This is a genomic window from Stenotrophomonas sp. YIM B06876, assembly GCF_030711595.1.
Classification (GTDB): Bacteria; Pseudomonadota; Gammaproteobacteria; order Xanthomonadales; family Xanthomonadaceae; genus Stenotrophomonas.
Map to the genome: position 1 here is coordinate 1 of NZ_JAUJUJ010000039.1, position 23789 is coordinate 23789.

At 69.6% G+C, this 23789-nt stretch carries 20 protein-coding genes and 1 pseudogene; 10 read left to right on the top strand and 11 right to left on the bottom strand.

The window, feature by feature from the left end; translation table 11 throughout:
• Together QZH66_RS12850 and QZH66_RS12855 are read left to right on the top strand one after the other, a co-directional pair.
• On the top strand, nucleotides 1-1050 hold a 1050-nt coding region (locus QZH66_RS12850), incomplete at its 5' end, for an ATP-dependent helicase C-terminal domain-containing protein (protein ID WP_305806342.1).
• 249 nt (nucleotides 1051-1299) lie between these two features.
• Entirely contained in the window at nucleotides 1300-1659 is a 360-nt protein-coding gene (locus QZH66_RS12855; RefSeq protein WP_305806343.1) for a hypothetical protein, read from the top strand.
• A gap of 13 nt (nucleotides 1660-1672) precedes the next feature.
• On the opposite strand, the gene QZH66_RS12860 is transcribed toward QZH66_RS12855, so the two are convergent.
• Together QZH66_RS12860 and QZH66_RS12865 are read right to left on the bottom strand one after the other, a co-directional pair.
• On the bottom strand, nucleotides 1673-2215 hold the full coding sequence (locus QZH66_RS12860; RefSeq protein WP_305806359.1) for a pseudouridine synthase: 543 nt from the start codon (nucleotides 2213-2215) through the stop codon (nucleotides 1673-1675).
• Between the two features lie 78 nt (nucleotides 2216-2293).
• Nucleotides 2294-3106, bottom strand: a complete 813-nt coding sequence (locus QZH66_RS12865) for a methyltransferase (protein WP_305806360.1) — start codon at nucleotides 3104-3106, stop codon at nucleotides 2294-2296.
• A gap of 221 nt (nucleotides 3107-3327) precedes the next feature.
• Here QZH66_RS12865 and QZH66_RS12870 point away from each other — a divergent pair, with 221 nt between their 5' ends.
• Complete coding sequence (locus QZH66_RS12870; RefSeq protein ID WP_305806344.1) at nucleotides 3328-4287, top strand: aldo/keto reductase; 960 nt, start codon at nucleotides 3328-3330, stop codon at nucleotides 4285-4287.
• 68 nt (nucleotides 4288-4355) lie between these two features.
• Complete coding sequence (locus QZH66_RS12875) at nucleotides 4356-4658, top strand: hypothetical protein (protein WP_305806345.1); 303 nt, start codon at nucleotides 4356-4358, stop codon at nucleotides 4656-4658.
• A 5-nt stretch (nucleotides 4659-4663) separates the two neighbouring features.
• On the opposite strand, the gene QZH66_RS12880 is transcribed toward QZH66_RS12875, so the two are convergent.
• The 3 genes from QZH66_RS12880 to mgtE form a co-directional block, all read right to left on the bottom strand.
• Complete coding sequence (locus tag QZH66_RS12880) at nucleotides 4664-5389, bottom strand: alpha/beta fold hydrolase (protein ID WP_305806346.1); 726 nt, start codon at nucleotides 5387-5389, stop codon at nucleotides 4664-4666.
• A 32-nt stretch (nucleotides 5390-5421) separates the two neighbouring features.
• Complete coding sequence (locus tag QZH66_RS12885; protein WP_305806347.1) at nucleotides 5422-8136, bottom strand: bifunctional acetate--CoA ligase family protein/GNAT family N-acetyltransferase; 2715 nt, start codon at nucleotides 8134-8136, stop codon at nucleotides 5422-5424.
• Between the two features lie 100 nt (nucleotides 8137-8236).
• Nucleotides 8237-9607: a magnesium transporter gene (gene mgtE, locus QZH66_RS12890; RefSeq protein ID WP_305806348.1), complete on the bottom strand. Its 1371-nt coding sequence runs from the start codon at nucleotides 9605-9607 to the stop codon at nucleotides 8237-8239.
• A gap of 317 nt (nucleotides 9608-9924) precedes the next feature.
• Between mgtE and QZH66_RS12895 the strand changes: the two genes are divergently transcribed.
• Nucleotides 9925-11766 carry a monovalent cation:proton antiporter-2 (CPA2) family protein gene (locus tag QZH66_RS12895; RefSeq protein WP_305806349.1) on the top strand — a complete coding sequence of 614 codons (1842 nt, stop codon included), beginning with the start codon at nucleotides 9925-9927 and terminating at the stop codon, nucleotides 11764-11766.
• A 57-nt stretch (nucleotides 11767-11823) separates the two neighbouring features.
• On the opposite strand, the gene QZH66_RS12900 is transcribed toward QZH66_RS12895, so the two are convergent.
• Together QZH66_RS12900 and QZH66_RS12905 are read right to left on the bottom strand one after the other, a co-directional pair.
• Nucleotides 11824-15150, bottom strand: coding sequence for an ankyrin repeat domain-containing protein (locus QZH66_RS12900; RefSeq protein WP_305806361.1), 3327 nt, complete (start codon nucleotides 15148-15150; stop codon nucleotides 11824-11826).
• A 109-nt stretch (nucleotides 15151-15259) separates the two neighbouring features.
• Complete coding sequence (locus tag QZH66_RS12905; protein WP_305806350.1) at nucleotides 15260-15535, bottom strand: YcgL domain-containing protein; 276 nt, start codon at nucleotides 15533-15535, stop codon at nucleotides 15260-15262.
• 242 nt (nucleotides 15536-15777) lie between these two features.
• Here QZH66_RS12905 and QZH66_RS12910 point away from each other — a divergent pair, with 242 nt between their 5' ends.
• Genes QZH66_RS12910 through QZH66_RS12930 form a run of 5 tightly spaced genes read left to right on the top strand, consistent with a single transcriptional unit; the run spans nucleotide 15778 to nucleotide 21504 of the window.
• Entirely contained in the window at nucleotides 15778-16977 is a 1200-nt protein-coding gene (locus QZH66_RS12910) for a beta-ketoacyl-[acyl-carrier-protein] synthase family protein (RefSeq protein ID WP_305806351.1), read from the top strand.
• Between the two features lie 5 nt (nucleotides 16978-16982).
• On the top strand, nucleotides 16983-17771 hold the full coding sequence (locus QZH66_RS12915) for a beta-ketoacyl synthase chain length factor (protein ID WP_305806352.1): 789 nt from the start codon (nucleotides 16983-16985) through the stop codon (nucleotides 17769-17771).
• On the top strand, nucleotides 17764-18594 hold the full coding sequence (locus tag QZH66_RS12920) for a glycosyltransferase family 2 protein (RefSeq protein ID WP_305806353.1): 831 nt from the start codon (nucleotides 17764-17766) through the stop codon (nucleotides 18592-18594). Before QZH66_RS12915 ends, QZH66_RS12920 begins: the two co-directional genes overlap by 8 nt.
• Nucleotides 18591-20207 (top strand): NAD(P)/FAD-dependent oxidoreductase, encoded by a 1617-nt coding sequence (locus QZH66_RS12925; RefSeq protein WP_305806354.1) that lies wholly within the window; start codon nucleotides 18591-18593, stop codon nucleotides 20205-20207. The genes QZH66_RS12920 and QZH66_RS12925 overlap by 4 nt, the downstream gene beginning before the upstream one ends.
• A 25-nt stretch (nucleotides 20208-20232) precedes the next feature.
• A complete protein-coding gene (locus QZH66_RS12930; RefSeq protein ID WP_305806355.1) occupies nucleotides 20233-21504 on the top strand; it encodes a cation:proton antiporter in 1272 nt (423 codons plus the stop codon).
• On the opposite strand, the gene QZH66_RS12935 is transcribed toward QZH66_RS12930, so the two are convergent.
• From QZH66_RS12935 to QZH66_RS12950, 4 genes and pseudogenes are all read right to left on the bottom strand, one after another.
• Entirely contained in the window at nucleotides 21488-21973 is a 486-nt protein-coding gene (locus tag QZH66_RS12935; protein WP_305806356.1) for a hypothetical protein, read from the bottom strand. The genes QZH66_RS12930 and QZH66_RS12935 overlap by 17 nt on opposite strands.
• A gap of 53 nt (nucleotides 21974-22026) precedes the next feature.
• Entirely contained in the window at nucleotides 22027-22758 is a 732-nt protein-coding gene (gene fabG / locus QZH66_RS12940) for a 3-oxoacyl-ACP reductase FabG (RefSeq protein ID WP_305806357.1), read from the bottom strand.
• Between the two features lie 34 nt (nucleotides 22759-22792).
• Nucleotides 22793-23227, bottom strand: a complete 435-nt coding sequence (locus QZH66_RS12945) for a phosphotransferase (RefSeq protein ID WP_305806358.1) — start codon at nucleotides 23225-23227, stop codon at nucleotides 22793-22795.
• Nucleotides 23214-23789: pseudogene (locus QZH66_RS12950) on the bottom strand (hypothetical protein); the annotation flags it as partial. The pseudogene QZH66_RS12950 and the gene QZH66_RS12945, both read right to left, overlap by 14 nt.

Below are 23789 nucleotides of genomic sequence, written 5' to 3' on the forward strand. Positions count from 1 at the left end.
AGGCAATGGCGGCGGCGCCTGCGCTGCGAGGCCGCGCCGGCCGCCACGATCGAGGCGCACCAGCTTGGCGATCTGCTGGCGCACGCGTTCCCCGACCGCATCGCCACCCGCCATCCCGGCGATCCCCAACGCTACCTGCTGGCCAATGGCCGCAGCGCGCGCCTGTTCGACAACAGCGACCTGCGCGGCGAGCCGTGGCTGGTGGCCAGCGAACTGCGCTACGAGGCCAAGGACGCGTTGCTGCTGCGCGCCGCTCCGGTGGACGAGGCGCGTCTGCGTGACGATTTCCCCACCCGTTTCACACAGCAGGACGTGGTGCGCTGGGATGCCGCCAAGCGCGCCCTGGTGGCCCGCCGCGAATCCAGTTTCGACCGCATCGTGCTCGACAGCCGCTCGGCCGGCCGGGTCGATCCGGCGCAGGCGGCCGACGCCTTGACCGCGGCGGTACGCGAACTCGGCCTGGAGGCGTTGCCCTGGACCGACGGTTTGCGGCAGTGGCGCTGGCGGGCGATGTCGCTGCGCCACTGGATGCCGGAACTGGCATTGCCGGACCTGTCCGACAGCGCCCTGCTGGCCACCCTGGATGACTGGCTCAAACCCGCGTTCGCCGGCAAGACCCGGCTCGATGCGCTGGGGGAAGAAGCGCTGGGCGACGCCTTGAAATCGGCCCTGCCGTGGGCGCAACGGCAGCTGCTCGATCGCCATGCGCCGGTGCGGATTGCCGTGCCCTCCGGGATGGAGCGGCGCATCGACTATGCACTGGACGATGACGGCCTCACCCCGCGCCCGCCGGTGCTGGCGGTGAAACTGCAGGAGCTGTTCGGGCTGGCCGACACCCCGCGTATCGCCGACGGCCGCGTGCCGCTGTTGCTGCACCTGCTGTCACCGGGCGGCAAGCCGTTGCAGGTGACCGGTGATCTGAAAAATTTCTGGCAGAACACCTATGCCGAGGTGAAGCGGGAAATGAAGGGGCGGTATCCCAGGCATCCGTGGCCGGACGACCCCTGGACTGCCTCTGCAACGCATAGAGCAAAACCACGTGGCACCTGAAAAACTGCGGCCCGTGGCGACGGTGGAAGGTGGCCGGACTACCGGTCTATGCGGGGCGCGGCCCGACGACCCCGGGACTGCTTCTGCAACACATAGCGCAAAACCACCTGGCACCTTGAAGACCCGGACCCGTGACGACGGTGAGGGAGTGCCGGAGGGGAGTTCCGGGCGGCGCCGCCAGCGATAACGCCTTGTATACGGCCGGCCAACGACACTGGCGTCCCCCTCTCCAGCAAACCGGATGACTCAATGAGCAAATTCACCGTGATCACCGACCGCGCCCTGGAGCGCGCGATGGAATTGGCCAGTACCGCGGGCGACAGCCTGAGGCACGGCAGTGTCAGTACCGCCGACTGGGTCAAGACCGGGGCTGCACTGGGCGCCATCAGGACCGGTGGCAAGGTCGCCACCAAGCTGGTGCGCCGCAATCCGGCGATCAGCATCGTCGCCGCCGCGGTGGGTGTGGGCTTGCTGGGATATGCGATCTACCGCAAGCGCCAGCGCAGCCAGGGCGTGACACTGGAGGGCCGTTCGCAGCGCATCGCCGCCAAACGCCGCCACACCGCGAACGTGGTGGATGAAACCAGCGATATCGGCAGCGACGCCTGACCCATGCCGGCGGTCACTGCTGCAGTGCCCGCCACTGTCCCGGCTGCAGGTCGGCCAGGGCATAAGCACCGATCGAGGCCCGCACCAGCCGCAGCGTCGGCAAGCCCACCGCCGCGGTCATCCGCCGCACCTGGCGGTTGCGGCCTTCGCGAAGGGTAATGGCCAGCCAGGCGTCCGGCACCGTCTTGCGGAAACGTACCGGGGGATCGCGCGGCCACAGCGGCGGCGCAGCTTCCAGCCGCTGCACCTGGACCGGCAACGTCGGGCCATCATTGAGCAGCACCCCCTGCCGCAGCGCCTGCAGCTGGTCGTCGGTCGGCACCCCTTCCACCTGCACCCAGTAGCATTTGGGCTGTTTGTGGCGCGGGTCGGTCAGCCGGTGGGCCAGGCCGCCATCGTCGGTCAACAGCAGCAACCCCTCACTGTCATAGTCCAGACGCCCGGCGGCATAGACCGCCGGCGGCAGCGCGAACCCGGCCAGGGTCGCGCGCGGTGGCTGGCTGCGGTCGGTGAACTGGCACAGCACGTTGAACGGTTTGTTGAAGGCGATCAGCATCGGGGCGGCGGCACGCGCAGGCAGGGAAAACAGTGCTGCCATTTTCCCATTCCTGGCGGCAGCGTGCCGCCGCTGGCCTCAGTGCGCCGGTTTGACGAAGCGCAGCGTCATCCGGTCGCTTTCGCCGATGGCCTGGTATCTGTCCGCCTCGGCCGGCTCATGGCGGTTGGACGGCGGCAGCGTCCACACGCCATTGGGATAGTCCTTGGTATCGCGCGGATTGGCGTTGATTCCGCTTTGCGCGGCCAGTTTGAAGCCGGCCGCTTCGGCCATCGCGATCACCTGCGCCTGGCCGACATAGCCACTCTTGTCGTCGGCCGGCACATCGGCCGTGGCCCGGTGTTCGACCACGCCCAGGGTGCCGCCGGGTTTGAGCACTCGAAAGAAACCGGCAAACATGCCTTCGGCCTGACCGGCGCTGCGCCAGTTGTGCACGTTGCGGAAGGTCAGCACCACGTCGGCCGACCCGGGGGCGCCAAACACCGGCGCGGCCGGGTCATATGCCACGACGGTGCTGCGGTCGTACAGCGCGGCATTGCCGGCGAATTTCTTTTCCAGCGACTGGCGGCTGCGCTGCTGGTAATCGCGGCCGCCACCTTCCGCAACCGCCAGAGGATCCACCACGGCGGCGATGTAATGGCCGCGCTGGCGCAGATACGGCGCCAGGATTTCCGCATACCAGCCGCCCCCGGGAGTGATCTCCAGCACCGTCTGCGTCGGTTGCACCCCGAAGAACGCCAATGTCTGCGCCGGGTGGCGATAGGGGTCGCGGCGCACATTGGCCGGATCACGCCAGCTGCCGGCCACGGCCGCCTGCAACGCCGGGGTGACGGTCGCACTGTTGTCGACCACTGCCGGTGGCGCAGCGTTGGCCGCCGCGCCCGCCCACATCAGTGGCAGGGCCAGCGCACAGGACAGCAGGATACGGCTCTTCATTTTGCACTCCGCCAGCGTGGAAACGGCGAGCCTAGCATGCGGTTTTTGCCGACGTGGGCAGCGCGCGGATGCGACTGCCCTGGCGCGATGACCGCCCAACGCGCGGGGCGCAGCCGCGTTGCCGCCGGCGGGCAGCAGGCGTTTATGCTGTGAAGCCACCCGCCCAGGAGAGTTCCATGTTCCCGTCGCGCGAACTCGGCCGTTCCGGCTTGCTGGTCAAACCCATCGCTTTGGGAGGCAACGTGTTTGGCTGGAGTGCCGATGAAAAGACCTCCTTCGCCCTGCTCGATGCCTTCGTCGATGCCGGTTTCAACCTGATCGACAGCGCCGACGTGTATTCGGCATGGGTGCCGGGCAATCACGGCGGTGAATCGGAGGCGATCATCGGCCGCTGGCTCACCCGCAGCGGCAAACGTGACCAGGTGGTGATCGCCACCAAGGTCGGCAAATGGGCCGAACAGCCGGGGCTGTCGCCGGACAACATCGCCGCGGCGCTGGAAGGGTCGCTGCGGCGCCTGCAGACCGAGGCCATCGACCTGTACCAGGCGCACGAAGACGACGAGGCGACACCGCTGGAAGCCACGCTCGGCGCGTTCTCGCGGGTGATCGAAGCGGGCAAGGTGCGCGCGATCGGCGCCTCCAACTACAGTGCCCCGCGGCTGCGCGATGCGCTGCAGGTATCGGCGCAGTACCGGCTGCCGCGCTATGAGACGCTGCAGCCGGAATACAACCTCTACGACCGCGCCGGCTATGAAAGCGAGCTTGAGCCGCTGGCACGCGAACACGGCCTGGGGGTGATCAGCTACTACGCGCTGGCCAGCGGCTTTCTGAGCGGCAAGTACCGCACCGCCGCCGACGCGGGCAAGAGCCGCGCGCGCGGCAAGCGCGTGGTCGAGCGCTATCTCAACCCGCGCGGCCTGCGCATTGTGCAGGCGCTCGATGACGTGGCCGCCAGCCACCGCGCCACTCCGGCGCAGATCGCCCTGGCCTGGCTGATCGCCCGGCCCGGGCTCAGCGCCCCGATCGTCAGCGCCACCAGCGTCGAGCAGCTGCACGAGCTGATCGCCGCCGCGCGGGTGGCGTTGTCTGCGCAGCAGATTGCGCAGCTGGACCTGGCCAGCGCCGGTCAGGACTGAATGTGGACGGCGACAAAGCTCCGTTACGATTCCCGGCACAGGGGATCACATGCCGATGGAGACCTCCCATGCAGACCACCGCCGCGCCTGGCCCGGGCAAAGTAGATCTCGATGCCGAACTGGCCTACTGGCATGGCGTGCATGCCGGTGGCCGGCTCGGCCAGCATGATTTCGACCATTACCGGCAGCTGTTGAGAATGGGTTACGCGGTGTATCTGGCCTACCCGCGGGCCAGCGAAGAACAGCTGTACAAGGTGCTGCAGGACAGCTACCACCGGCACACCCCGGCGCTGGCAATCCCGTGGGACGAGGCCCGCTGGCTGGTGCGCCGCGCCTGGCGCCACCTGGACCAGAGCCCGCGCCCCCACTGAGCCGGCTACGCCCGCAGCCAGCGGCGCATCGCCTGGAGCACCGCCTCGGGCTGCTCCAGCGGCGCGAGATGGCCACAGTGCGGCAACACCAGCAACTGCGCCTGCGCGGCCATCGCGGCGATCTCGCGGCTGATGGCCGGCGGGGTGATCACATCGTTCTGGCCGCACACCACCAGCAGCGGATCACGGTAACCGCGCAGCACAGCGCGGCCGTCGACCCGCTCGATCCGGCTCTGCCGCGCGAATACCTGCGCGCCCAACCGCGTGGTCATCGCGCGGACCGCGTCCACCAGCGCCCGATCCTGCAGCCGCGAGACATCGATATAACTGCGCATCAGCCGCTCGCCGAAACCGTGGAAGCTGCCGGCCATGCGCACCGTGGCCTGCTGCGCCAGACGCCGGGCGACACGTTCGGGCGAATCGGCATGGAACGAGCTGCCCAGCAACGCCAGCCGCTGCACCCGTTGCGGCGCGATGCGCAGGATTTCCTGGGCGACATAGCCGCCCAGCGAGAACCCGGCCAGTGCGAACCGTGGCGGTGCGGCGGCCAGCACGGCTTGGGTGACCGCCCGCAGCGAGTCGTGCCCGGTCAGGTCGCCGACCCGGCAGTCGGCGATATCGGCAAGCCCGGCAATCTGGTGGCGCCACAGCGTCGCGTCGTTCAACAGTCCCGGCAACAGCAGCAGCGGGATGCGCGAGGCGCCGGGATCGGGCAGCAAAGGCGTGGTCATCGCCGTATTGTGGAGCAGCCGCGGCAACCGGATCAGCGGGCCGGTTCCAGCCGCGCTTTCACCGGCAGCGTGACATTCATGATCGTCGGGTCCTCGCCATCCAGCTTCACCTGGAAGCCCAGGCTCCTGCACATCGCCAGCATCGTGCTGTTCTCGCGCAACACCTGGCCTTCAATCGTGCTCAATCCCAGCCAGCCGGCGTACTCGATCATGATCTGCATCAGCCGCCAGCCGATGCCGTGACCCTTCAGATCGGAGCGGATCAGGATGCCGTATTCGCCGCGCTCGTAATCGGCATCGGCATGCAGGCGGACCGCGCCGAGCATCTCGCCGCTGCGCGGATCGATCGCCACCAGCGCGATCGAGCGCGCGTAATCGAGCTGGGTCAGGCGCGCGATGAACTCGTGGCTGAAGTGTTTCACCGACTGGAAAAAGCGCAGGCGCAGGTCATCGTCGGTGACCCGGGCGAAGAAGGCGCGGAACAGCGCGTCATCTTCCGGGCGCACCGGGCGCACGAATGCCGGCGCGCCATCGGCCAGGGTGATGGTGCGTTCCCACTCGGTCGGGTACGGGAAGATCGCAAAGCGCGGATGGCCGCGCCCCTTGTGCAGGCGCCGGGTCGGCGCGATCGCCACCCGTGCATCCACCGTGATCACGCCCTCGCGGTCGGCCAGCAGCGGATTGAGGTCGAGCGCGCGGATCTCGGGAATGTCGGCCGCCAGTTGCGCCAGCTTCACCAGCACCATCGCCACCGCACGTTCGTCGGCAGCCGGCACGTCGCCATAGGCCTTGAGGATGCGCGAAACCCGGGTGCGGCCGATCACCTCGTGGGCCAGGCGCAAGTCCAGCGGCGGCAGCGCCAGGGTCTTGTCGTCGATCACCTCCACCGCGGTGCCGCCGCGGCCGAACACCAGCACCGGGCCGAACACCGGGTCATCGGCGATGCCGGCAATCAGTTCCCGCGCCTTGGGGCGGAGGATGGTCGGCTGCACCAGCACGCCATCGATACGCGCCTGCGGCCGCAGCGCGCGCGCCCGCGCCAGGATCGCGCTGGCCGCCGCATGGACCGCCTGCACGCTGCCCAGGTTCAGGCGTACGCCATCGACCTCGGACTTGTGCGCGATGTCCGGCGAGAGGATCTTCACCGCCACCGTGGCGCCCCGTTCCAGCAGCGGCTGGGCCAGCTCCATCGCCTCGTGTGCATCGCGCGCGGCCATCACCGGCGCCGACGCAATGCCGTAGGCGGTCAGCAGCTGGTGGGTGGCCAGCGGGTCGAGCCAGCGCTGTCCGGCCGCCAGGGCCGTCGCGACCAGGGCGCGCGCCGCGGCGGCATCGACCACGAAATCGGCCGGCAGGCTGGGCGGGGTTTCCATCAGCGCCGCCTGCGCCTCGCGGTACCGCACCAGATGCTGGAAGCCGCGCACCGCTTCGGCCTCGCTGGGATAGGTGGGCACACGGGCGTTGTTGAGGGTGGCGGTGGCCTGGTCGTCAGTGCCCAGCCACACCGCGAACACCGGCTTGTCGCGCAGTTGCCGCGAGCGCAGCCCCAGGGTGCTGGTCAGCGCCTGCGCCGCCTCCACCGAAGAGGTGAAGGCGGTGGGCACGTTGACCACCATCAAGGCGTCGTTGCCCTCATCGGCCAGCAACGCCTCGATCGCGGCGGCATACCGCCCGCCGTCGGCATCGACCACGATGTCCACCGGGTTCTCGCGCGACCAGCCCTGCGGCAATGCCGCATCCAGCCGCTGCACGGTCGCCGGCGACAGCTCGGCCAGGGTTCCGCCCAGCGCGTGCAGCCGGTCCACCGCCAGCCGGCCAATGCCGCCACCGTTGCTGAGGATCGCCAGCCGGCGGCCGGGGAAGGTGCCCCGCCGGCCGAGGGTTTCGGCCGCGGTGAACAGCTCGTCCAGCGCGTTGACCCGCAGCAGCCCGGCGCGGTTGAACGCGGCGCCATACACCGCGTCGGCGGCGGCCAGCGCCTGCGCATGGGTATCGGCACGCCCGGCGCCGTGGCGCGGATGCCGGCCGGATTTCACCACCACCACCGGTTTGGCGCGCGCCGCCGCGCGCGCGGCGGACATGAACTTGCGCGCATCGCTGATCTGGTCGACATACAGCAGGATCGCGCGGGTGCGGTAGTCGGTGGCGAAGTAGTCGAGCAGGTCGCCGAAATCCACGTCCAGCGCATCGCCCAGCGAGACCACCGCCGAGAACCCGACCGAACGGGCGACCCCCCATTCCACCAGCGCCGCGGCAATCGCGCTGGATTCGGAGATCAGCGCCAGGTCGCCGGCCTGCGGCGTGTGCGCGGCGATGCTGGCATTGAGCCGCGCATGCGGGGCGATCACGCCCAGGCAGTGCGGCCCCAGCACGCGCATGCCCCTGGGGCGGGCGGCGTCCTGCACCTGCGCGGCCAGCGACCCCGGTCCATGGCCCAGCCCGGCGGTGAGGATGATCGCCGCGGCCACGCCGTGTCCGGCGGCGGCGGCCACCACCTGCGGCACGATCGCGGCCGGCGCTGTGATCACCACCAGATCCGGCACCCACGCCAGGTCTTTGAGCCGCTTGACCGTACGGATGCCGTCGATCTCGCTGTAGCGGGGATTGACCCAGGCCACCGGCCCGCCGAAGCCGCCGGCGCGCAGGTTGCGGATCACCGCCCGGCCGGCCGAGCGTTCGCGCGGACTGCCGCCGATCACCGCCACCGAGCCGGGGCGGAACACGGACTGCAGGTGGTAGGTACTCATCGGCAACGGCCACGCACAGGGTTCATGCCGCCACCGTACCGTGCCGCGGCGGGAGGCGACATGACCCTGCGCAAATTGCGCCCACCGCGACCACCCGGCGCTACAGCAGGGTGCCGCGCAGGATCACCGCGGCGATGCTGAAATAGATCACCAGCCCGGTCACGTCCACCAGCGTGGCCACGAACGGCGCCGAGGCGCTGGCCGGGTCGAATCGCAGCCGCTGCAGGATGAACGGCAACATCGACCCGGACAGCGAGCCGAAGGTGACGATGCCCACCAGCGCGGCGGCAATCGTCAACGCCAGCAGCATCCAGTGCGGACCGTAGTCATACAGTCCGGCCTGCTGCCAGATGGTGATGCGGGTGATCGCCAGCACCCCGAGGATGCTGCCCAGCAGCAGCCCGGTCGGCAGTTCGCGCAATGCCACCTTCCACCAGTCGCCCAGCTTCAGTTCGCGCAGCGCCAGGCTGCGGATCAGCAGCGAGGTGGCCTGGGAACCGGAGTTGCCGCCGGAACTCATGATCAGCGGAATGAACAGCATCAGCACCACCGCACGGGCCAGTTCGTGTTCGAAATGCTGCATCGCGCTGGCGGTCAGCATCTCGCCCAGGAACAGCACGCTGAGCCAGCCGGCGCGTTTGCGGATCATCTCCAGAAAGCCGATCTGCATGTACGGCCGTTCCAGCGCCTCCATGCCGCCGAACTTGTGCGCATCCTCGGTGGACTCCTCGATCAAGGCATCGAGGATGTCATCCACGGTGACAATCCCCAGCACATGCCGGTCGGCATCCACCACCGGAATGGCGAGCAGGTTGTGGCGGCGGATCAGCCGCGCCACTTCCTCCTGGTCCAGCAGGGCATCGACGGTGACCGGCGGATTGACCTGGGCCACATCCAGGATCGGCGCGTCCGCATCGCCGGTGATCAGCCGGCGCATGGTCACCATCTGCTGCAGCACCCGGGTGACCGGGTCCAGCAGGTAGATCGCATAGACCGTCTCGCGGCTGCGCTCCACTTCGCGGATGTGCTGCAGGGTCTGACCGATGCTCCAGTCCGAGGGCACCGCGACAAACTCGGTGGTCATCAGGCTGCCGGCCGAGCCATCGGGATAGCGCATCAGGCGCTGGATGGAATGGCGGGTCTCCGCGCTCAGGCGCCAGATCAGCCGGTCACGGTCAGCCTCGTCCAGTTCATGGAACAGATCGGCGACGCGGTCTTCGGCCATCAGCCCCAGCAGGACCGCGGCACGGTCCAGCGGCAGCTGCACCAGCATCGGCGCGGCGGCATGCAGTTCGGGCTGTTCGAGAATGCTGACGGCACGCGCGGCCGGCAGCCGCGCGAGCACGCCGGCCGCCTCGTCGATATCCAGCGCGTTGAGGTATTCCACCGCATCGGCGGTATTGAAGGAAGCCAGGGCGGCGGCGTGATCGACAAGATCAACGCGGCCACGGGAAGCGATATTGCCGGTCATGGGTTCACCTGCTGCAATGCCGTCGTCGGCAGCGCAGGCGCACCGGCCCGGAACTCAGGCGGCAGCCTTCGCCAATGACGGCGGGAATCTAGAGTGAGTGTCGCTGGACATGGAGGAAGCTCCGGAAAGTGCACCGGCGAGGCTTTCGGCGGTGACCCGCGCAGTCTGGTCATCGCCGCCCGCACGGTCAACCCCGTGTTGCGCCAGGCGCACCGATGCCGGCGCCGCGTTGGTCGCCCGTACAGGTACTGGCGGTCATGCCATGGCAACGGATCGCGCCGTGCAGTCGCATAATGCCAAGCCTATGGAGACCTCCCATGCATAGCGGCGGCCTGGAACTGGCACTGGTGCTGCTGCTGGCCGCCGTGGTCGCCGTGCCCGTGTTCAAGAAGCTCGGGCTGGGCGCGGTGCTCGGTTACCTGGCCGCCGGCGTGGTGCTGGGACCGGACGGCCTGGGCTTCGTGCACGATTCCGACCGCATCCTCAGTGCCGCCGAGATCGGCGTGGTGATGCTGCTGTTCGTGATCGGACTGGAACTGTCACCGGCCCGGCTGAAAGTGATGCGCCGCTCGGTGTTCGGCGCCGGCGCACTGCAGGTGGCCATTACCGCGCTGGTGCTGGGTGGGCTGCTGCTGGTGGACCACTTCCATTGGAAAAGCGCGTTGATCGTCGGCATCGCGCTGGCGCTGTCCTCCACCGCGGTGGGGCTGCAGCTGATGTCCGAGCACAAGACGCTCAACAGCGACTTCGGCCGGCTGGGATTTGCCATCCTGCTGTTCCAGGACCTGGTCGCCATTCCGCTGCTGGCGGCGATTCCGCTGCTGGGCGGCGCCAGGAGCGAGACCCTGAGCTGGGAGGATGTGGCCATCGCCGTCGCGGCGCTGGCGCTGGTCATCCTCGGCGGGCGGTTGCTGCTGCGGCCGCTGTTCCGCATCGTCGCGCGCACGCGCATGCCCGAAGTGTTCACTGCCAGCGCGCTGCTGGTGGTGCTGGGCACCTCCTGGTTCATGCAGGAGGCCGGTCTCAGCCCCAGCCTGGGCGCGTTTCTGGCCGGGGTGCTGCTGTCCGATTCCGAATTCCGGCACGAGGTGGAATCGCAGATCGAACCGTTCAAGGGGCTGTTGCTGGGCCTGTTCTTCATCGCCGTGGGCATGGGTATCGATCTGGACCGGGTGGCGACCGAACCGACCGTGATCGCGCTGGGGGTCGCCGTGCTGCTGATGGTGAAGTTCGGCCTGCTGCTGGTGATCGGGCTGGCCGCGCGGTTGCCGCTGCGCAGCGCGCTGATGCTGGGCAGCGTGCTGTGGCTGGGCGGGGAATTCGCCTTCGTGGTGTTCAACGAGGCCCAGCGGGTAAACCTGCTCGGCAGTGCCAACCACGACCGTCTGGTGGCCATCGTCGGGTTGTCGATGGCGTTGACGCCGCTGCTGATGATCGGCCTGCTGCACCTGCTGGAGCACGGCGCAAAAAAGCCGCCGAAGCCGGCGCCTGCCGAAGCCGATCATCCCTACGACGACGGCGCGCCCGCGCCCCAGGTGCTGATCGCCGGCATGGGCCGCTTCGGCCAGATCGTGGCGCGGCTGCTCACCGCCCAGCGCATTCCGTTCGTGGCGCTGGAGCACAACCCGGAAACGGTGGAGGACCTGCGTCGTTTCGGCAACAAGCTGTATTACGGCGATCCGACCCGGCCGGAGCTGCTGCGCGCCGCCGGCGCCGACCAGATCCGCGTGTTCGTGCTGACCATGGACGATCCGCATACCAACATGCGCGCGGTGCGGCTGATCCGCCGTCTCTACCCGCAGGCGCAGGTGCTGGCGCGGGCCCGCAACCGCCAGCATGCGTGGCGGCTGATGGATCTGGCGGCCGAGCCGTTCCGCGAAGTGTTCGGGTCCAGCCTGGAAATGGGCGAACGGGTGCTGACCGCACTGGGGGTGGCCGAGGCGGTCGCGCGCGACCATGTGCTGCGTTTCCGCGACCACGACGAACAGCTGCTGCGCGCCCAGCACCTGGTCTACGACGATGAAGCGGCGGTGGTCCAGACCTCGCGCGATGCCCGCGAGGACCTGATGCGGCTGTTCGAGGCCGACGCCGGCAGCGACGGCCAGCCGACGGTGGACGCTTCGACCGCAGAGGCGGCGCGGCGGCCACGCCGCGAGTAAACCAGCACCATCACGCCGGCCCGGGCCAGCGGGCTCACGCCGCGCTGCACACCCGCCTCAGCCGCGGTCGCGCAGGAACCGCGCCATCGACGACACCCCGGGAACGGCCGGTTCGAATTCGCCGGCCACATCGATGAAACCGCGCATTATCGCGATCTCGCGCGGGGTGCGGTTCAAGGTATCGCGCAGGTCCGGATCGGCGCCGGCCCGCAACAGCCGCTGTACCAGCAGCGGCAGGCCGTGCAACGCGGCCAGATGCAGCGGGCCAAATCCGCGGGGATCGCGCACATCCAGCGCCACATCCTCGTCCAGCAGGCGTTCGACCGCCGCCAGCACCACGTGCTCATCGCAGCGGGTACCCGGTTCGGCGCGCGCGCCCAGCAGCAGCAGCAGCGGCGTGACCGTGCCGGCCGAGAGCCGGTCGGCCTCGGCGCCCGCCAGCAGCAACGTATCCAGCAAGGCCAGCAGGCGGCTGCGATCGCGCGCGGTGAACCCGTACAGCGCGGCGCAATGCAACGGTTCCAGTTGCTGGTCGTCACCGGCATGCACATCGGCGCCGGCGGTCAACAGCCGCGCCACGATATCCGGAAAGCCCAGCGCCGCGGCCAGCATCAATACCGTGACGCCACCCGGCAGACGGTGTTCGAGCTGCGCGCCGGCATCGAGCAGGGCCGAGACGATCGCGGTCTGGCGCATGCTCACCGCCGCCGACAACGGCGTGGCGCCACTGCCGGCGGCATGCTGCGGATTGGCACCGCGGGCCAGCAACAGGTCCACTACGGCGGCATGGCCACCGCCGGCGGCGCGCAGCAGCGCGGTGCAGCCCTGCGCATCGACCGCATCCACCGGCGAACCCAGATCGACCAGACGGCGCACCGCATCGACATCGCCGGCCATCGCCGCGGCCGGCACATCGGCATCGCGCAACGGCCGCAGCGGCAACGGCCAGCCACGCCAGTCGAGCCAGTCGGCCAGGTCCCGGCGCCCGATCGACAGCGCCACGCCCAGCGGCGTCTGCCCGTCGGCGGCGCGCGCTTCCGGCGATGCGCCCTGGCGTACCAGCAATTTCAGCGACGCCTCGCGTGCCAGCGCCGTGGCCAGATGCAGCGCGGTCATGCCGTGGCTGTCGCGCGCCTCGCGGTCGGCGCCGTTGTCGAGCAGCCATTGCTGCAGTTTCAGCCAGCCCAGCCGCACCGCCAGGGACAGCGGCGGATCGCCCGCCGGCGCGGCGGCAAACGGATCGGCGCCGCGCTCAAGCAGCTCCAGCGCGAACTGCTCCATGCCGCGCGAACCCTGGTCGTGCTGCACGCACGCGGTCAGCAGCCGTGCCAGGCCACCGCCCCCGGCCGGCGACACCCCGTGGCGCAGCAGCACCTGCAAGGTCGGCACCGCATCCACGCCGCGCGAGAGCAGCGCGAACATCGGGGTATCGCCACAGGCGTCGCGCACTTCCGGGCAGGCGCCCTGCTCCAGCAGCCATTCCACCACCCGCGGTTGCAGCACCAGCTGCGGATCGTGCAGCAGGCCGCCCAGTTCCTCGGCAGCACACAGGCGCGCCAGCGCTGCCATGCCTTCCAGATTGCCGAACCCCAACGCATCGCGCAGCAGCGCCAGCGGCGTCCGATCCGGCAGCAGCGACGCCACGCCGGCGTCTGGGGCGAGCGCCGCGGACGGGTTGTCGGTGACTGCGGCCGGCAACGGATAGGCCGGATCCAGCTGCGAGACAATCGCCCAGCGCCCGGCTTCGGCGGCCAAATCCACCGCGCGGCGGCCGTCGGCGCCGGCAACGTCGGCCGCGACCCCCAGTTCCAGCAGGCGCCGGATCAAGCCGGCAGACACGTTCTCGGCCCGGCACGCCAGCAGGAGGGCGTTACCGCCCTCGGCATCGACCACATCGATCTGCGGCGTGTGCAGCAGCAGCCGTTCCATCACCTCGGCCCGCGCATAGCGCGCAGCCTCCAGCCACGGCGTGCGCCCCAGCGCGTCGCGCGCCTCGATATTGGCGCCGGCATTGAGCAGCACCGCGACGATCTCGACATGGCCGGCCTGCGCGGCTTCATGCAGCGCGCTGCGGCGCTGGCGGTCGCGGGCGTCCAGCCGTGCCTTGTGCTTGAGCAGCAACTGCACGCCGGCCGGATCGTCCTCGTCGGTGCCGGCCGCCGATACCAGCACCGGCACGCCATCCACCGGCTCCGGCTTGGCGCCGCGTTCCAGCAGGAACCTGGCCAGGCGCCAGTTGCCGGCCTGGCAGGCCAGCGCCAGCGGGCTGTGGCCTTCGTGGTTCAGCGCATCCACCTCGGCGGCGGCATCGCGCAACAGGGCGGCCACGCCCGGGTCGGAACTGCGCGCGGCGTGATGCAGAGGGGTATTGCCATCGGTATCGCGCGCGCGCGGATCGGCGCCGTTGGCCAGCAGCGTCATCACCGCCTCGGGACGCCCATGCCAGCTGTCGCGGGTGGCGGCCAGCAACGGGGTCATCCCGCGGTGCGGCTGGTTGACGTCAACCCGGGCGCTGATCAGCGCACGCAGCAGGCGCAGGTCCGGCAGCACCGCCGCCAGCACCGCCAGGCTGCGCTGGTCACGCCAGTCGTTCTGCGGCAGGGCATGGACATCGGCGCCGGCCTCGATCAGCTGCAGCGCGCGATCGACACGGCCCGAGCGGGCGGCCTCGTACAGCTTCGGCACCAGTTCGTTGCGGGCGATGGGTTCCAGCGGAACCGGGGCGGCCGCCGCGTCGGCAAACGGGTCGAAGGGTTCCACCGCGGCCATCGCCGAGGGCGGCGCCGGGGCGGCGCGCAGCGCCTGCAACACCGCGTGGGCCAGCGGCGACAACAGCGCGGTGGCTGCCACCAGCGGCCAGCGCAAGGCCTCGGCCAGCAAGCCGGGCCACGCCGGCAGCAGCACCGCCGTGCAGATCAGCAGCACCAGCGCCGCGCCCCCCAGGCCGTGCCAGGACTGCAGGCCGCGGCCGCCGCTGGCCTGCCAGTGTCCGGCCAGCGCGCCATTTTGCTGCTCCACGCCCTGCCACACCGGCCAGATCCGCCACAGCGCCAGCAGCGCCAAGCTGACCGCGATGCTCAGGGCCAGCACCGCCGACAGACTGCCACTGGCATGGACCGCGGCCAGCGGCCACGCCACCAGTAGCGCCAGCCCCAGCGGGCCGGCCAGCCACAACCCCAGCAACGGCGGCAGCTGCTTGAACACGGAGGCGGCGGCAACCGGCGCACGCGTGCGCCGCCACCACGACGCCGCCAGCGCGAAGGCCGGCTGCGCCAGCCAGCCCGCCAATGCCGCCACCGCGCCGCCCAATCCGGTCAGCACGGTCAACAGCACCCCCGCGGCAAGCGCGATGGCAACGGCGCGGCGACGCAACGGCTCAGTCATCGCGNCCAGCCAGCCCGCCAATGCCGCCACCGCGCCGCCCAATCCGGTCAGCACGGTCAACAGCACCCCCGCGGCAAGCGCGATGGCAACGGCGCGGCGACGCAACGGCTCAGTCATCGCGGCCGTCGATACGCGGCACTTTCACCGCCGCCAGCGGGGCCGGCGGCAGCTGCAGGTGGAAGCCGTGTTCAACCAGATTGGCGCGCACTTGCGCGGCGTCGACCCGGGCCAGGCGACGTTCGGGAGTCAGGGCCACGTGCAGGACGAAGGTGAACGGCGCCAGGGAGGCGTTCAACGTCGCTGGAAGCACATCGAAATCATCGCGCTTGGCCAGATAGACGAACGTGTCCTGCTTGCGTTGGCTTTTATAGACGTAGGCTTGCATGTCCGCGGGGCTTTGCCCTGGGATTGAATGGCAATGATTGTGGAGGAAATGCCGCAGCGGCGAAAGGCGCGGCCCCGCACGGTGCCGGGCTTTTCCCCGCACCGGGCATTGCCGTTCATCAAAACCCCACCGTGCGACGGCGCGCCGCCGCCTCGATCATCCTCCTCCACAGCGCCGCCTATATACTCGCCGCCGTCAACCGCACCCGGAAATACCGCGTGACCACTGCGCTACCGCCCCGCATGGCCCCCGTTGCCATTCGCGCCTATACCGCGACCACCGCGCTGGGTGCCGGACTGGCTGCACAGCGCCAGGCGCTGCGCGACCGCCGCAGTGGTTTGCGCCGCAACGACTTCGGTTCCGATCCGCTGGAATGCTGGATCGGCCGCGTCGACGGCCTGGAAACCGCCCCGGTTCCCGCGGCGCTTTCAGCCTACGACTGCCGCAACAACCGCCTGGCGTGGCTGGCCCTGCAGCAGGACGGCCTGCCCGCACTGCTGGCCGAGGCCATCGCCCGCCATGGCGCTGAACGGATCGCGGTGGTGATCGGCACCTCGACCTCGAGCATCGGCGCCACCGAAGAGGCCTATACCCGGCTCGAAGTCGACGCCGAAGGCGTGAGCCGGTTTCCCGCCGATCTGCAGCGTGCGCGCATCCACTCACCGCATTCGCTGGGCGAGTTCGTGCAGCAGGCCACCGGCCTGCGCGGGCCCTGCGTCACCGTCGCCACCGCCTGCTCCTCCAGCGCCAAGGTGTTCGCGCAGGCGGCGCGCTGGATTTCCGCCGGGATCGTCGATGCCGCACTGGTGGGCGGCGTGGATACGCTGTGCGGCAGCGTGCTGTTCGGGTTCAACGCACTGCAACTGGTCGCTCCCGATCCCTGCCAGCCGTTCGACGCACGCCGCAGCGGCCTGTCGCTTGGCGAGGCGGGCGGCTTTGCGCTGCTCGAGCGCCCCGGGGCGGGTCAGGGCGCCACACTGCAGCTGTGCGGCTATGGCGAATCCAGCGACGCCCACCACATGTCCGCGCCGCATCCGCAAGGACTGGGCGCGCGGCTGGCGATGGCCGATGCCCTGCACCGCGCCGGCATCGACGCCGCCGACGTCGGCTACCTCAACCTGCACGGTACCTCGACCCCGGCCAACGACAGCATCGAAGCGCGCGCGGTGGATGCGCTGTTCCCGGACACGCTGCATGCCAGCTCGACCAAGGGCTGGACCGGGCACACGCTGGGCGCGGCGGGGATCGTCGAATCGGCGATCGCGCTGCTGGCCCTGTCCGACGGCCTGCTGCCGGGCACGCTCAACAGCGAGGTGCATGATGACGCCTGCGGCGCGCAGATCCGTTTCGACAACGCACACACCCCGATCCGTTACGCGATGAACAATTCATTCGGCTTTGGCGGCAACAACTGCTCGCTCGTGTTCGGCAGGGCAGACTGATGGCCATGCTGGAAGCAACACTGGAAGGCGTCGGTTTCTGGTGCAGCGGGCTGCCCTCGTGGCAGGCCGCGTGCGAGTACCTGCGGCTGGGCGTGCGCCCGGAAGCTGCGCCGGCGCGGCCGACCGCGCAGCTGCTGGCGGCCAATGAACGCCGCCGCGCGCCGGAGACGGTGGCCGTGGCGCTGGAGGTGGCGCTGGCGGCCTGCCATGCCGCCGACCGCGATCCGGCCAGCCTGCCATCCGTGTTCACCTCCACCCACGGCGACCTGGCCATCACCGATTACATGTGCGCGGCGCTGGCCGATGACCCGCGCACGATTTCACCGACCCGCTTCCACAACTCGGTGCACAACGCCGCGGCCGGCTACTGGACCATCGGCGCCGGCGCACTGCCGCCAGCCACCGCGCTGAGCGCCCATGAGGCCAGCTTCGCGCAGGGGCTGCTGGAAGCACTGGCGCAGCTGGCCAGCGGCAGCGAGGCGGTGTTGCTGGTCGGCTACGACAGCCAGTCCACCGGACCGCTGGGGCAGGTCTCGCCCAGTCGTGGCCTGCTCGGCGGTGCGCTGCTGTTGTCGCAGACCCCCTCGCCCGGGCGGCCGCGGCTGCAGGTGAGCCTGTCGTGCCCCGCCGACCCACCGGCACAGGACACCGCTGGCGCGCTGGCGCGCTGGATGCACGGCAATGCGATGCAGCCGATGCTGCCGCTTTTCGAAGCGCTGGCGCTGGGCCGGGCACAGGCCCAGCTCGCGGCCGGCAATGGCCAATGGCTGAGTATCGGGATCAGCCATGACTGATAGCGGCCATCTCAGCGCTGACGAGGTCGCGGTGTTGATCCCCGCGTTGAACGAATCGCTGCGCATCCGCGACGTGGTGACGGCCGCACTGGCGCACTACCGCCAGGTGATCGTGGTCGACGACGGCTCCGACGACGGCACCGCCGAATGCATCGCCGACCTGCCGGTGATCCTGCTGCGGCACCCCCGGCGCATGGGCAAAGGCCACGCCCTGCGCAGCGGTTTCGCCGAGGCGCGCACGCGCGGTCTGCGCGGGGTGCTGACCATGGACGGCGATGGCCAGCATGCGGCCAGCGACCTGCCGCGCCTGCTCGACAGCGCCAACCGCCACCCGGGCTGCATCATCATCGGCGCGCGGCTGCGCAAACGCGCGCTGCAGCCCATCCATCGGCGTCTGGCCAACGAGTTCGGCGACTGGGGCATCGCCTGGGGCACCGGCTACCAGGTCGCCGACAGCCAGAGCGGGCAGCGTTTCTATCCCGAACAGGTACTGGCGCTGGATGACATCCCCGGCGAAGGTTTCGTGTTCGAGGCGCAGGTGGTGATTTCCGCCGCCCGCCAGCTGGGCACGCGTTGCGTATCGGTGCCGATCGAGTCGCGCTACCGCAGCGCCGGCTGCACCGAACAGTTCCGCCGCAGCCACTTCCGCCCGCTCAGCGACCTGTACCGCATCACCAGCCATATCGTGCTGCAGGCCTTGCGTTACGGCCACATCCGCGCGGTGTACCGCGCCATCCAGGCCAACCCGCCACTGATCGACGACCCCAGTGGCGAATTCGCCACCGCCGCCACGTTGCCCCCTGCCCAACGGGAACCCGTATGAACCCTGCCGCCACCGATGTCCTGATCATGGGTGGCGGCCTGGCCGGCCTGAGCCTCGCCATCCAGCTCAAACAGCGTGATCCATCGGTGCAGGTGACGGTGATCGAACGCCGCGCCCATCCGGTGCGCGAGGCCGCCTTCAAGGTCGGCGAATCCACGGTGGAAATCGGCGCGCACTATTTCGCCGACGTGCTCGGTTTCCGGGAGCACCTGGAAAGCCGGCATATCCGCAAGTTCGGTTTCCGCTTCTTCTTCTCCGAAGGCCAGCAGGATATCGCCGCCTGTACCGAGCTGGGTGTCAGCCGGCTGCTGCCGACGCCCTCGTGGCAGCTGGATCGCGGCCGCTTCGAGAACTTCCTCGGCGAACAGGCCGGCGTGCTCGGCGTGCGCTTTTTGGACGAAACGGTGGTGCGCGGCATCGAGCTGGGGGCGGACGGGACCACCCACCAGATCCGCTACGAGCGCCAGCAGCAGCCCGCAACCCTGCACACCCGCTGGCTGGTCGATGCCAGCGGCCGCGCCGGCCTGCTCAAGCGCAAGCTGGATCTGGCCCAGGCCAACGCGCATGAGGCCAACGCGGTGTGGTGGCGGGTCGACGGCCACATTGATCCGAACCAGTGGAGCGAGGATCCGCAGTGGCAGGCGCGCTGCACCCCGCCCGACCGCTGGCGCTCGACCAACCACCTGTGCGGCCCGGGCTACTGGTTCTGGCTGATTCCGCTGGCCTCCGGCGCGCATTCGCTGGGCATCGTCTGCGATGCCGCGCTGCATCCGCTGGAGCAGATGAACACCCATGAAAAAGCCATGGCGTGGCTGCAGCAACACCAGCCGCAGGTGGCCGCCAGCTTGCAGCAGCCGCAGCACGCGCTGCAGGACTTCCTGTTCCTGCGCAATTTCTCCTACGGCTGCAAGCAGGTGTTCTCGGCCGACCGCTGGGCGCTGACCGGCGAGGCCGGGCTGTTCCTGGATCCGTTCTATTCGCCCGGCAGCGATTTCATCGCCATCAGCAACGGCTATATCTGCGACCTGATCGAACGCGACCGCAGGCAGCAGGCGTGGGCGCCGTATGCGGAGATCTACCAGCAGGTGTACTTCTCGTTCTACGAGAACACCCTGACCCTGTACCAGGACCAGTACCCGCTGTTCGGCGATGCGCAGGTGATGCCGGTCAAGGTGATCTGGGATTACACCTATTACTGGGCGTTGCTGGCACCGCTGTACTTCGCCGGCAAGCTCACCGACATCGCCCTGCTCGGACGGCTGCGCGGCCTGTTCCAGCAGGCGCGCGAGCTCAACGTCGGCATGCAGGGCCTGCTGCGCGCGTGGGGCCGACACAACGCCGGGCCGCTGCGGCCGGACGGTCGCCTGCTCGACCAGCACGGCATCGACTGGTTCCACGCCATGAACCGTGCCCTGCACGAACAGACCGCAGTCGCTGACGACGTGCTGGTGCAGCAGTTGCACGGCAATGTGCAGCGCATGCGCCAGCTGGCCGGCGAGGTGCTGGAACAGGCGCGCCTGCGCCATCCGCAGATCGACAGCCACGGGCTGCCCCCCCTGACCGCCGCCGCGCCGGCCGCCGCGCCATTGCTGGCCGAACCCTGGTACGGCTGACCCCCCGTCCTTGCCGAGAAGACCGATGTCGCATACGCCGTTGTTGTTGCAGCTGGTGGTGATCCTGGCCGTGGCCCGCCTGTGCGGTCTGCTGCTGCGCTATCTGGGCCAGCCACCGGTAATCGGCGAGATGGCCGCCGGCATCGTGCTCGGCCCGATCGTGCTTGGCGCAGCGTTTCCGGGCTTCCACGCCCTGCTGTTCGCGCCGGCCTCGCTGCCCGCGCTGTCGGCGCTGTCGACCCTGGGGCTGGTGCTGTTCATGTTCATTGTCGGCGCCGAATTGCGCGCCCCCGACGGCGTGCGTGCGCAGCTGCGCAGCGCCGGCTGGGTCGGGGTGCTGAGCGTGCTGCTGCCGATGGCGATGGGCATCGGCATCGCCCCGTGGCTGCATCCCACACTGGCGCCGGCCGGGGTCGGCTTCTGGCCGTTCGCCCTGTTCATGGCTGCGGCGATGTCGATCACCGCCTTCCCGATCATGGCGCGCATCCTCAAGGAGCGCGGCATGACCCGCACCCGGATCGGACGGTTGTCGCTGTCGGCGGCGGCCATCGCCGATGTGTTCGCCTGGATCATGCTGGCGCTGGTGGTGGCGCTGATCGGTTCGGGCGAAGGCTACATCGGCTTCCTCAAGACCACGCTGGGGCTGGTGCTGTTGTGCGGCCTGGTGTTCGGCGGCCTGCGCCCGCTGTTCGGCTGGCTGCTGCGGCGCCATGCCGCCGATGGCGTGCCGGGCGGCGTGCTGCTGGCGGCGCTGTTGATCGGCGTGTTCGCCTGCGCCGCCACCACCCAGTGGCTGCACCTGCATCCGGTATTCGGCGCGTTCCTGTGCGGGGCGTGCCTGCCGCGCGACGACCGCCTGCTCAAGAGCCTGATCGAGCGGCTCGAGCATGTCGCGGTGATCGTGCTGATGCCGGTGTTCTTCGCACTGGCCGGACTGGACACCAGCGCCGACGCCTTCGTCGGCGCCGGACTCGGCGCGCTGGCACTGATCCTGGCCGCCGCGGTATTGGGCAAGGTGCTTGGTGGCGCCGCCGGGGCCCGCATCGGTGGCTACGGCTGGCGTGATTCGTTCGCGGTGGGCTCGCTGATGAACGCCCGTGCGCTGATGGAGCTGATCGTGATCAAGGTCGGGCTGGATGCCGGCCTGATCGGGCAGGAACTGTTCACCCTGCTGCTGGTGATGGCGATCCTGACCACGGTGATGACCGGGCCGTTGCTGAGCCTGTTTGCCGGGACGGGCAAAGAGGCGTCGATCGACGCCTCTCCGCCGGCCCCCGGAATCAGTCGCCCAGGTTGACGCCGTCAGCGGGGTTCTCAAGCCAGCCGGCAACATCCTCGCCCAGCGCCTTGATCGTGCGGTCCAGCACCGAACACGATCCCTTGAACCCGGCAAACGCGCCGCCCATGGAATTGCGCCGGCCCTTGAAAGACGCCACCTTCACTCCGTCCTGGTACAGCGTGCCGCGCACCTTGGCGTACTTCTGATGGCCCAGCCAGGCGTTGCCCATCGCCACCGCGTCCACGATTTCCATCTGCAGGACCCGGCCGCTTTCCAACGCGGGCGCGTCGTCGCTGAATTCGATCGGCTGCACCGAATACTTCTGCACGAAATGGGCGAGCCGCTCGCCGATTCCGCACTCCTGCTTGATCGCGGTGGAGATGTCGTTGTCTTCCATCAGCGGCACCGGCCGCTGCATCTTCACCGGCGCTGCCGCAGCGCTTCCCCCTACCAACAGCAGCAGTGACAGCATCACCTGGTTGTTCATGCATTCCCCCTTGGAATTCAACCTGTTCAAGGCCGGTTGAAACGCCTGTTCAATCAGCCCATGCCGCCGTTGATGCCGATCACCTGGCCGTTGATGTAGCCGGCCGCCTCGCTGCACAGGAACGCGACCAGCGCGGCCACTTCCTCCGGCCTGCCGGCACGCGCGGCCGGCACCGTCTGCTTGATCAGTTCGGCGGGAAAGGCCGCGGCGGCCATCTGCCCTGCGATCACACCGGGGGCGACCACGTTGACGCTGATGCCGCGGCTGGCCATCTCGCGCGCCAGCGATCTGGAGGCGCCATGCAGGCCGGCCTTGGCCGCGGCGTAATTGGTCTGGCCGCGGTTGCCCAGCACCGCCGCCACCGAGGACACATTGACGATGCGGCCCCAGCGGGTGCGCGCCATCGGCAGCAGCAACGGCTGGGTGACATGGAAGAAGCCGTGCAGGGACACGTCGATCACCCGCGTCCATTGCGCCGCGTCCATCCCGGCCATCGGCGCATCGTCGTGGATGCCGGCGTTGTTGACGACGATCTGCACCGGACCGTCGGCCAGCAATGCTTCCAGCGCCTGCGCGGTGGCCGGGCCGTCGGCGACGTCGAACACCACCGCCTGGGCACTGCCGCCCGCGGCGAGGATGCCCTGCACCACGGCCTGCGCGCGGGCCACATTGGAGTTGGCATGGACGATCACATGGTGGCCGTCGGCCGCCAGCTGGCGGCTGATGGCGCCACCGAGGTCACCGCTGCCGCCGGTCACCAGGGCGCGTCGTGGAGTGGAGGTCATGGTCGATTCCCGGGTCGGTCAAAAAGGGAGGCGGTTATGGCGAGGGCTGCAGCATCACTGCGGCGCGGCCCTCGGCCAGCAACCGGCCTTCGTGCAGGATGCGGAAGCCGTACTGCTGGCTGGCCGCGGCCTCCACCAGCACCTGTGCGTGCGCTTCGAGCATCCCGTGCAGGTCGTCGATGCGGGCCACATGCAGCTGCACCTCGCGCAGCGCCACCAGCACCCCCGGCGCCGCCCGGCCGCCGTGGCTGCGGGCGCGCAGCCCGCCATGCACGGCCATCGCCTGCGCGCCGTATTCGCACAGGTGAATGGCATGCAGCTGGCCGTCGTGGCGCAGCGGATGCTCCGGGTCGCGATGGTTGCCGGCCTGCAGCTGCACGCTGCCGTCATCCCAGTGCAGCACCCGGTCCCACAGGCACATGCCGCCCTGGTGCGGAATCATCGACAGGATGTCCTCACGCGTGAGCATCGGCGATCTCCCGCGACGGGTGGCGCGAGATCAGCAGCGCCAGGGCGAAGTTGCACAGCACGGCCAGCGCCACGGTGCTGCCGATTGCGCGCAATACCGGGATCGACGACCAAGCCAGCAGGCTGAACACCAGCAGCGTCATCAGGCTGCACACCAGCAGGCCATGCAGGGTGCGCAGCTGGTCGGCGTGGTTGTCGCCGGCGTGCTCGAAGAACAGGCCGTAATCCAGCCCCAGCCCGGCGCCCAGGATCAAGCCGATCAGGTGGAACAGGTTCAGCTCCACCCCGCTGCCGCGCAGCAGCGCCAGCACCAGCAGCGTGCTCAGCACCATCGGCAGCAACACCCGCCACACCCGTCGCGGCGAGCGCAGCGCCAGCCACACGGTACCGGTCAGCAGCCCCATCGCCACCGCCAGCGCCACCAGCACACGGCCACGGTAGGCCGCCACCAGCGTTTCGGAGGCGTGTTTCATGTCCAGCAGCTCGGCCCCGTGCAGGCGCGCGGCGGTGGCCACGGCGGCCACGTCGTGCAGGCCGCCCAGCGCCACCAGCGCGGTGGCATG

Coding starts and splice junctions, on each gene's coding strand:
- QZH66_RS12855 (WP_305806343.1), top strand. CDS start 1,300: ATGAGCAAATTCACCGTGATCACCGACCGCGCCCTGGAGCGCGCGATG.
- QZH66_RS12860 (WP_305806359.1), bottom strand. CDS start 2,215: ATGCTGATCGCCTTCAACAAACCGTTCAACGTGCTGTGCCAGTTCACC.
- QZH66_RS12865 (WP_305806360.1), bottom strand. CDS start 3,106: ATGTGGGCGGGCGCGGCGGCCAACGCTGCGCCACCGGCAGTGGTCGAC.
- QZH66_RS12870 (WP_305806344.1), top strand. CDS start 3,328: ATGTTCCCGTCGCGCGAACTCGGCCGTTCCGGCTTGCTGGTCAAACCC.
- QZH66_RS12875 (WP_305806345.1), top strand. CDS start 4,356: ATGCAGACCACCGCCGCGCCTGGCCCGGGCAAAGTAGATCTCGATGCC.
- QZH66_RS12880 (WP_305806346.1), bottom strand. CDS start 5,389: ATGACCACGCCTTTGCTGCCCGATCCCGGCGCCTCGCGCATCCCGCTG.
- QZH66_RS12885 (WP_305806347.1), bottom strand. CDS start 8,136: ATGAGTACCTACCACCTGCAGTCCGTGTTCCGCCCCGGCTCGGTGGCG.
- mgtE (WP_305806348.1), bottom strand. CDS start 9,607: ATGACCGGCAATATCGCTTCCCGTGGCCGCGTTGATCTTGTCGATCAC.
- QZH66_RS12895 (WP_305806349.1), top strand. CDS start 9,925: ATGCATAGCGGCGGCCTGGAACTGGCACTGGTGCTGCTGCTGGCCGCC.
- QZH66_RS12900 (WP_305806361.1), bottom strand. CDS start 15,150: ATGACTGAGCCGTTGCGTCGCCGCGCCGTTGCCATCGCGCTTGCCGCG.
- QZH66_RS12905 (WP_305806350.1), bottom strand. CDS start 15,535: ATGCAAGCCTACGTCTATAAAAGCCAACGCAAGCAGGACACGTTCGTC.
- QZH66_RS12910 (WP_305806351.1), top strand. CDS start 15,778: ATGGCCCCCGTTGCCATTCGCGCCTATACCGCGACCACCGCGCTGGGT.
- QZH66_RS12915 (WP_305806352.1), top strand. CDS start 16,983: ATGCTGGAAGCAACACTGGAAGGCGTCGGTTTCTGGTGCAGCGGGCTG.
- QZH66_RS12920 (WP_305806353.1), top strand. CDS start 17,764: ATGACTGATAGCGGCCATCTCAGCGCTGACGAGGTCGCGGTGTTGATC.
- QZH66_RS12925 (WP_305806354.1), top strand. CDS start 18,591: ATGAACCCTGCCGCCACCGATGTCCTGATCATGGGTGGCGGCCTGGCC.
- QZH66_RS12930 (WP_305806355.1), top strand. CDS start 20,233: ATGTCGCATACGCCGTTGTTGTTGCAGCTGGTGGTGATCCTGGCCGTG.
- QZH66_RS12935 (WP_305806356.1), bottom strand. CDS start 21,973: ATGAACAACCAGGTGATGCTGTCACTGCTGCTGTTGGTAGGGGGAAGC.
- fabG (WP_305806357.1), bottom strand. CDS start 22,758: ATGACCTCCACTCCACGACGCGCCCTGGTGACCGGCGGCAGCGGTGAC.
- QZH66_RS12945 (WP_305806358.1), bottom strand. CDS start 23,227: ATGCTCACGCGTGAGGACATCCTGTCGATGATTCCGCACCAGGGCGGC.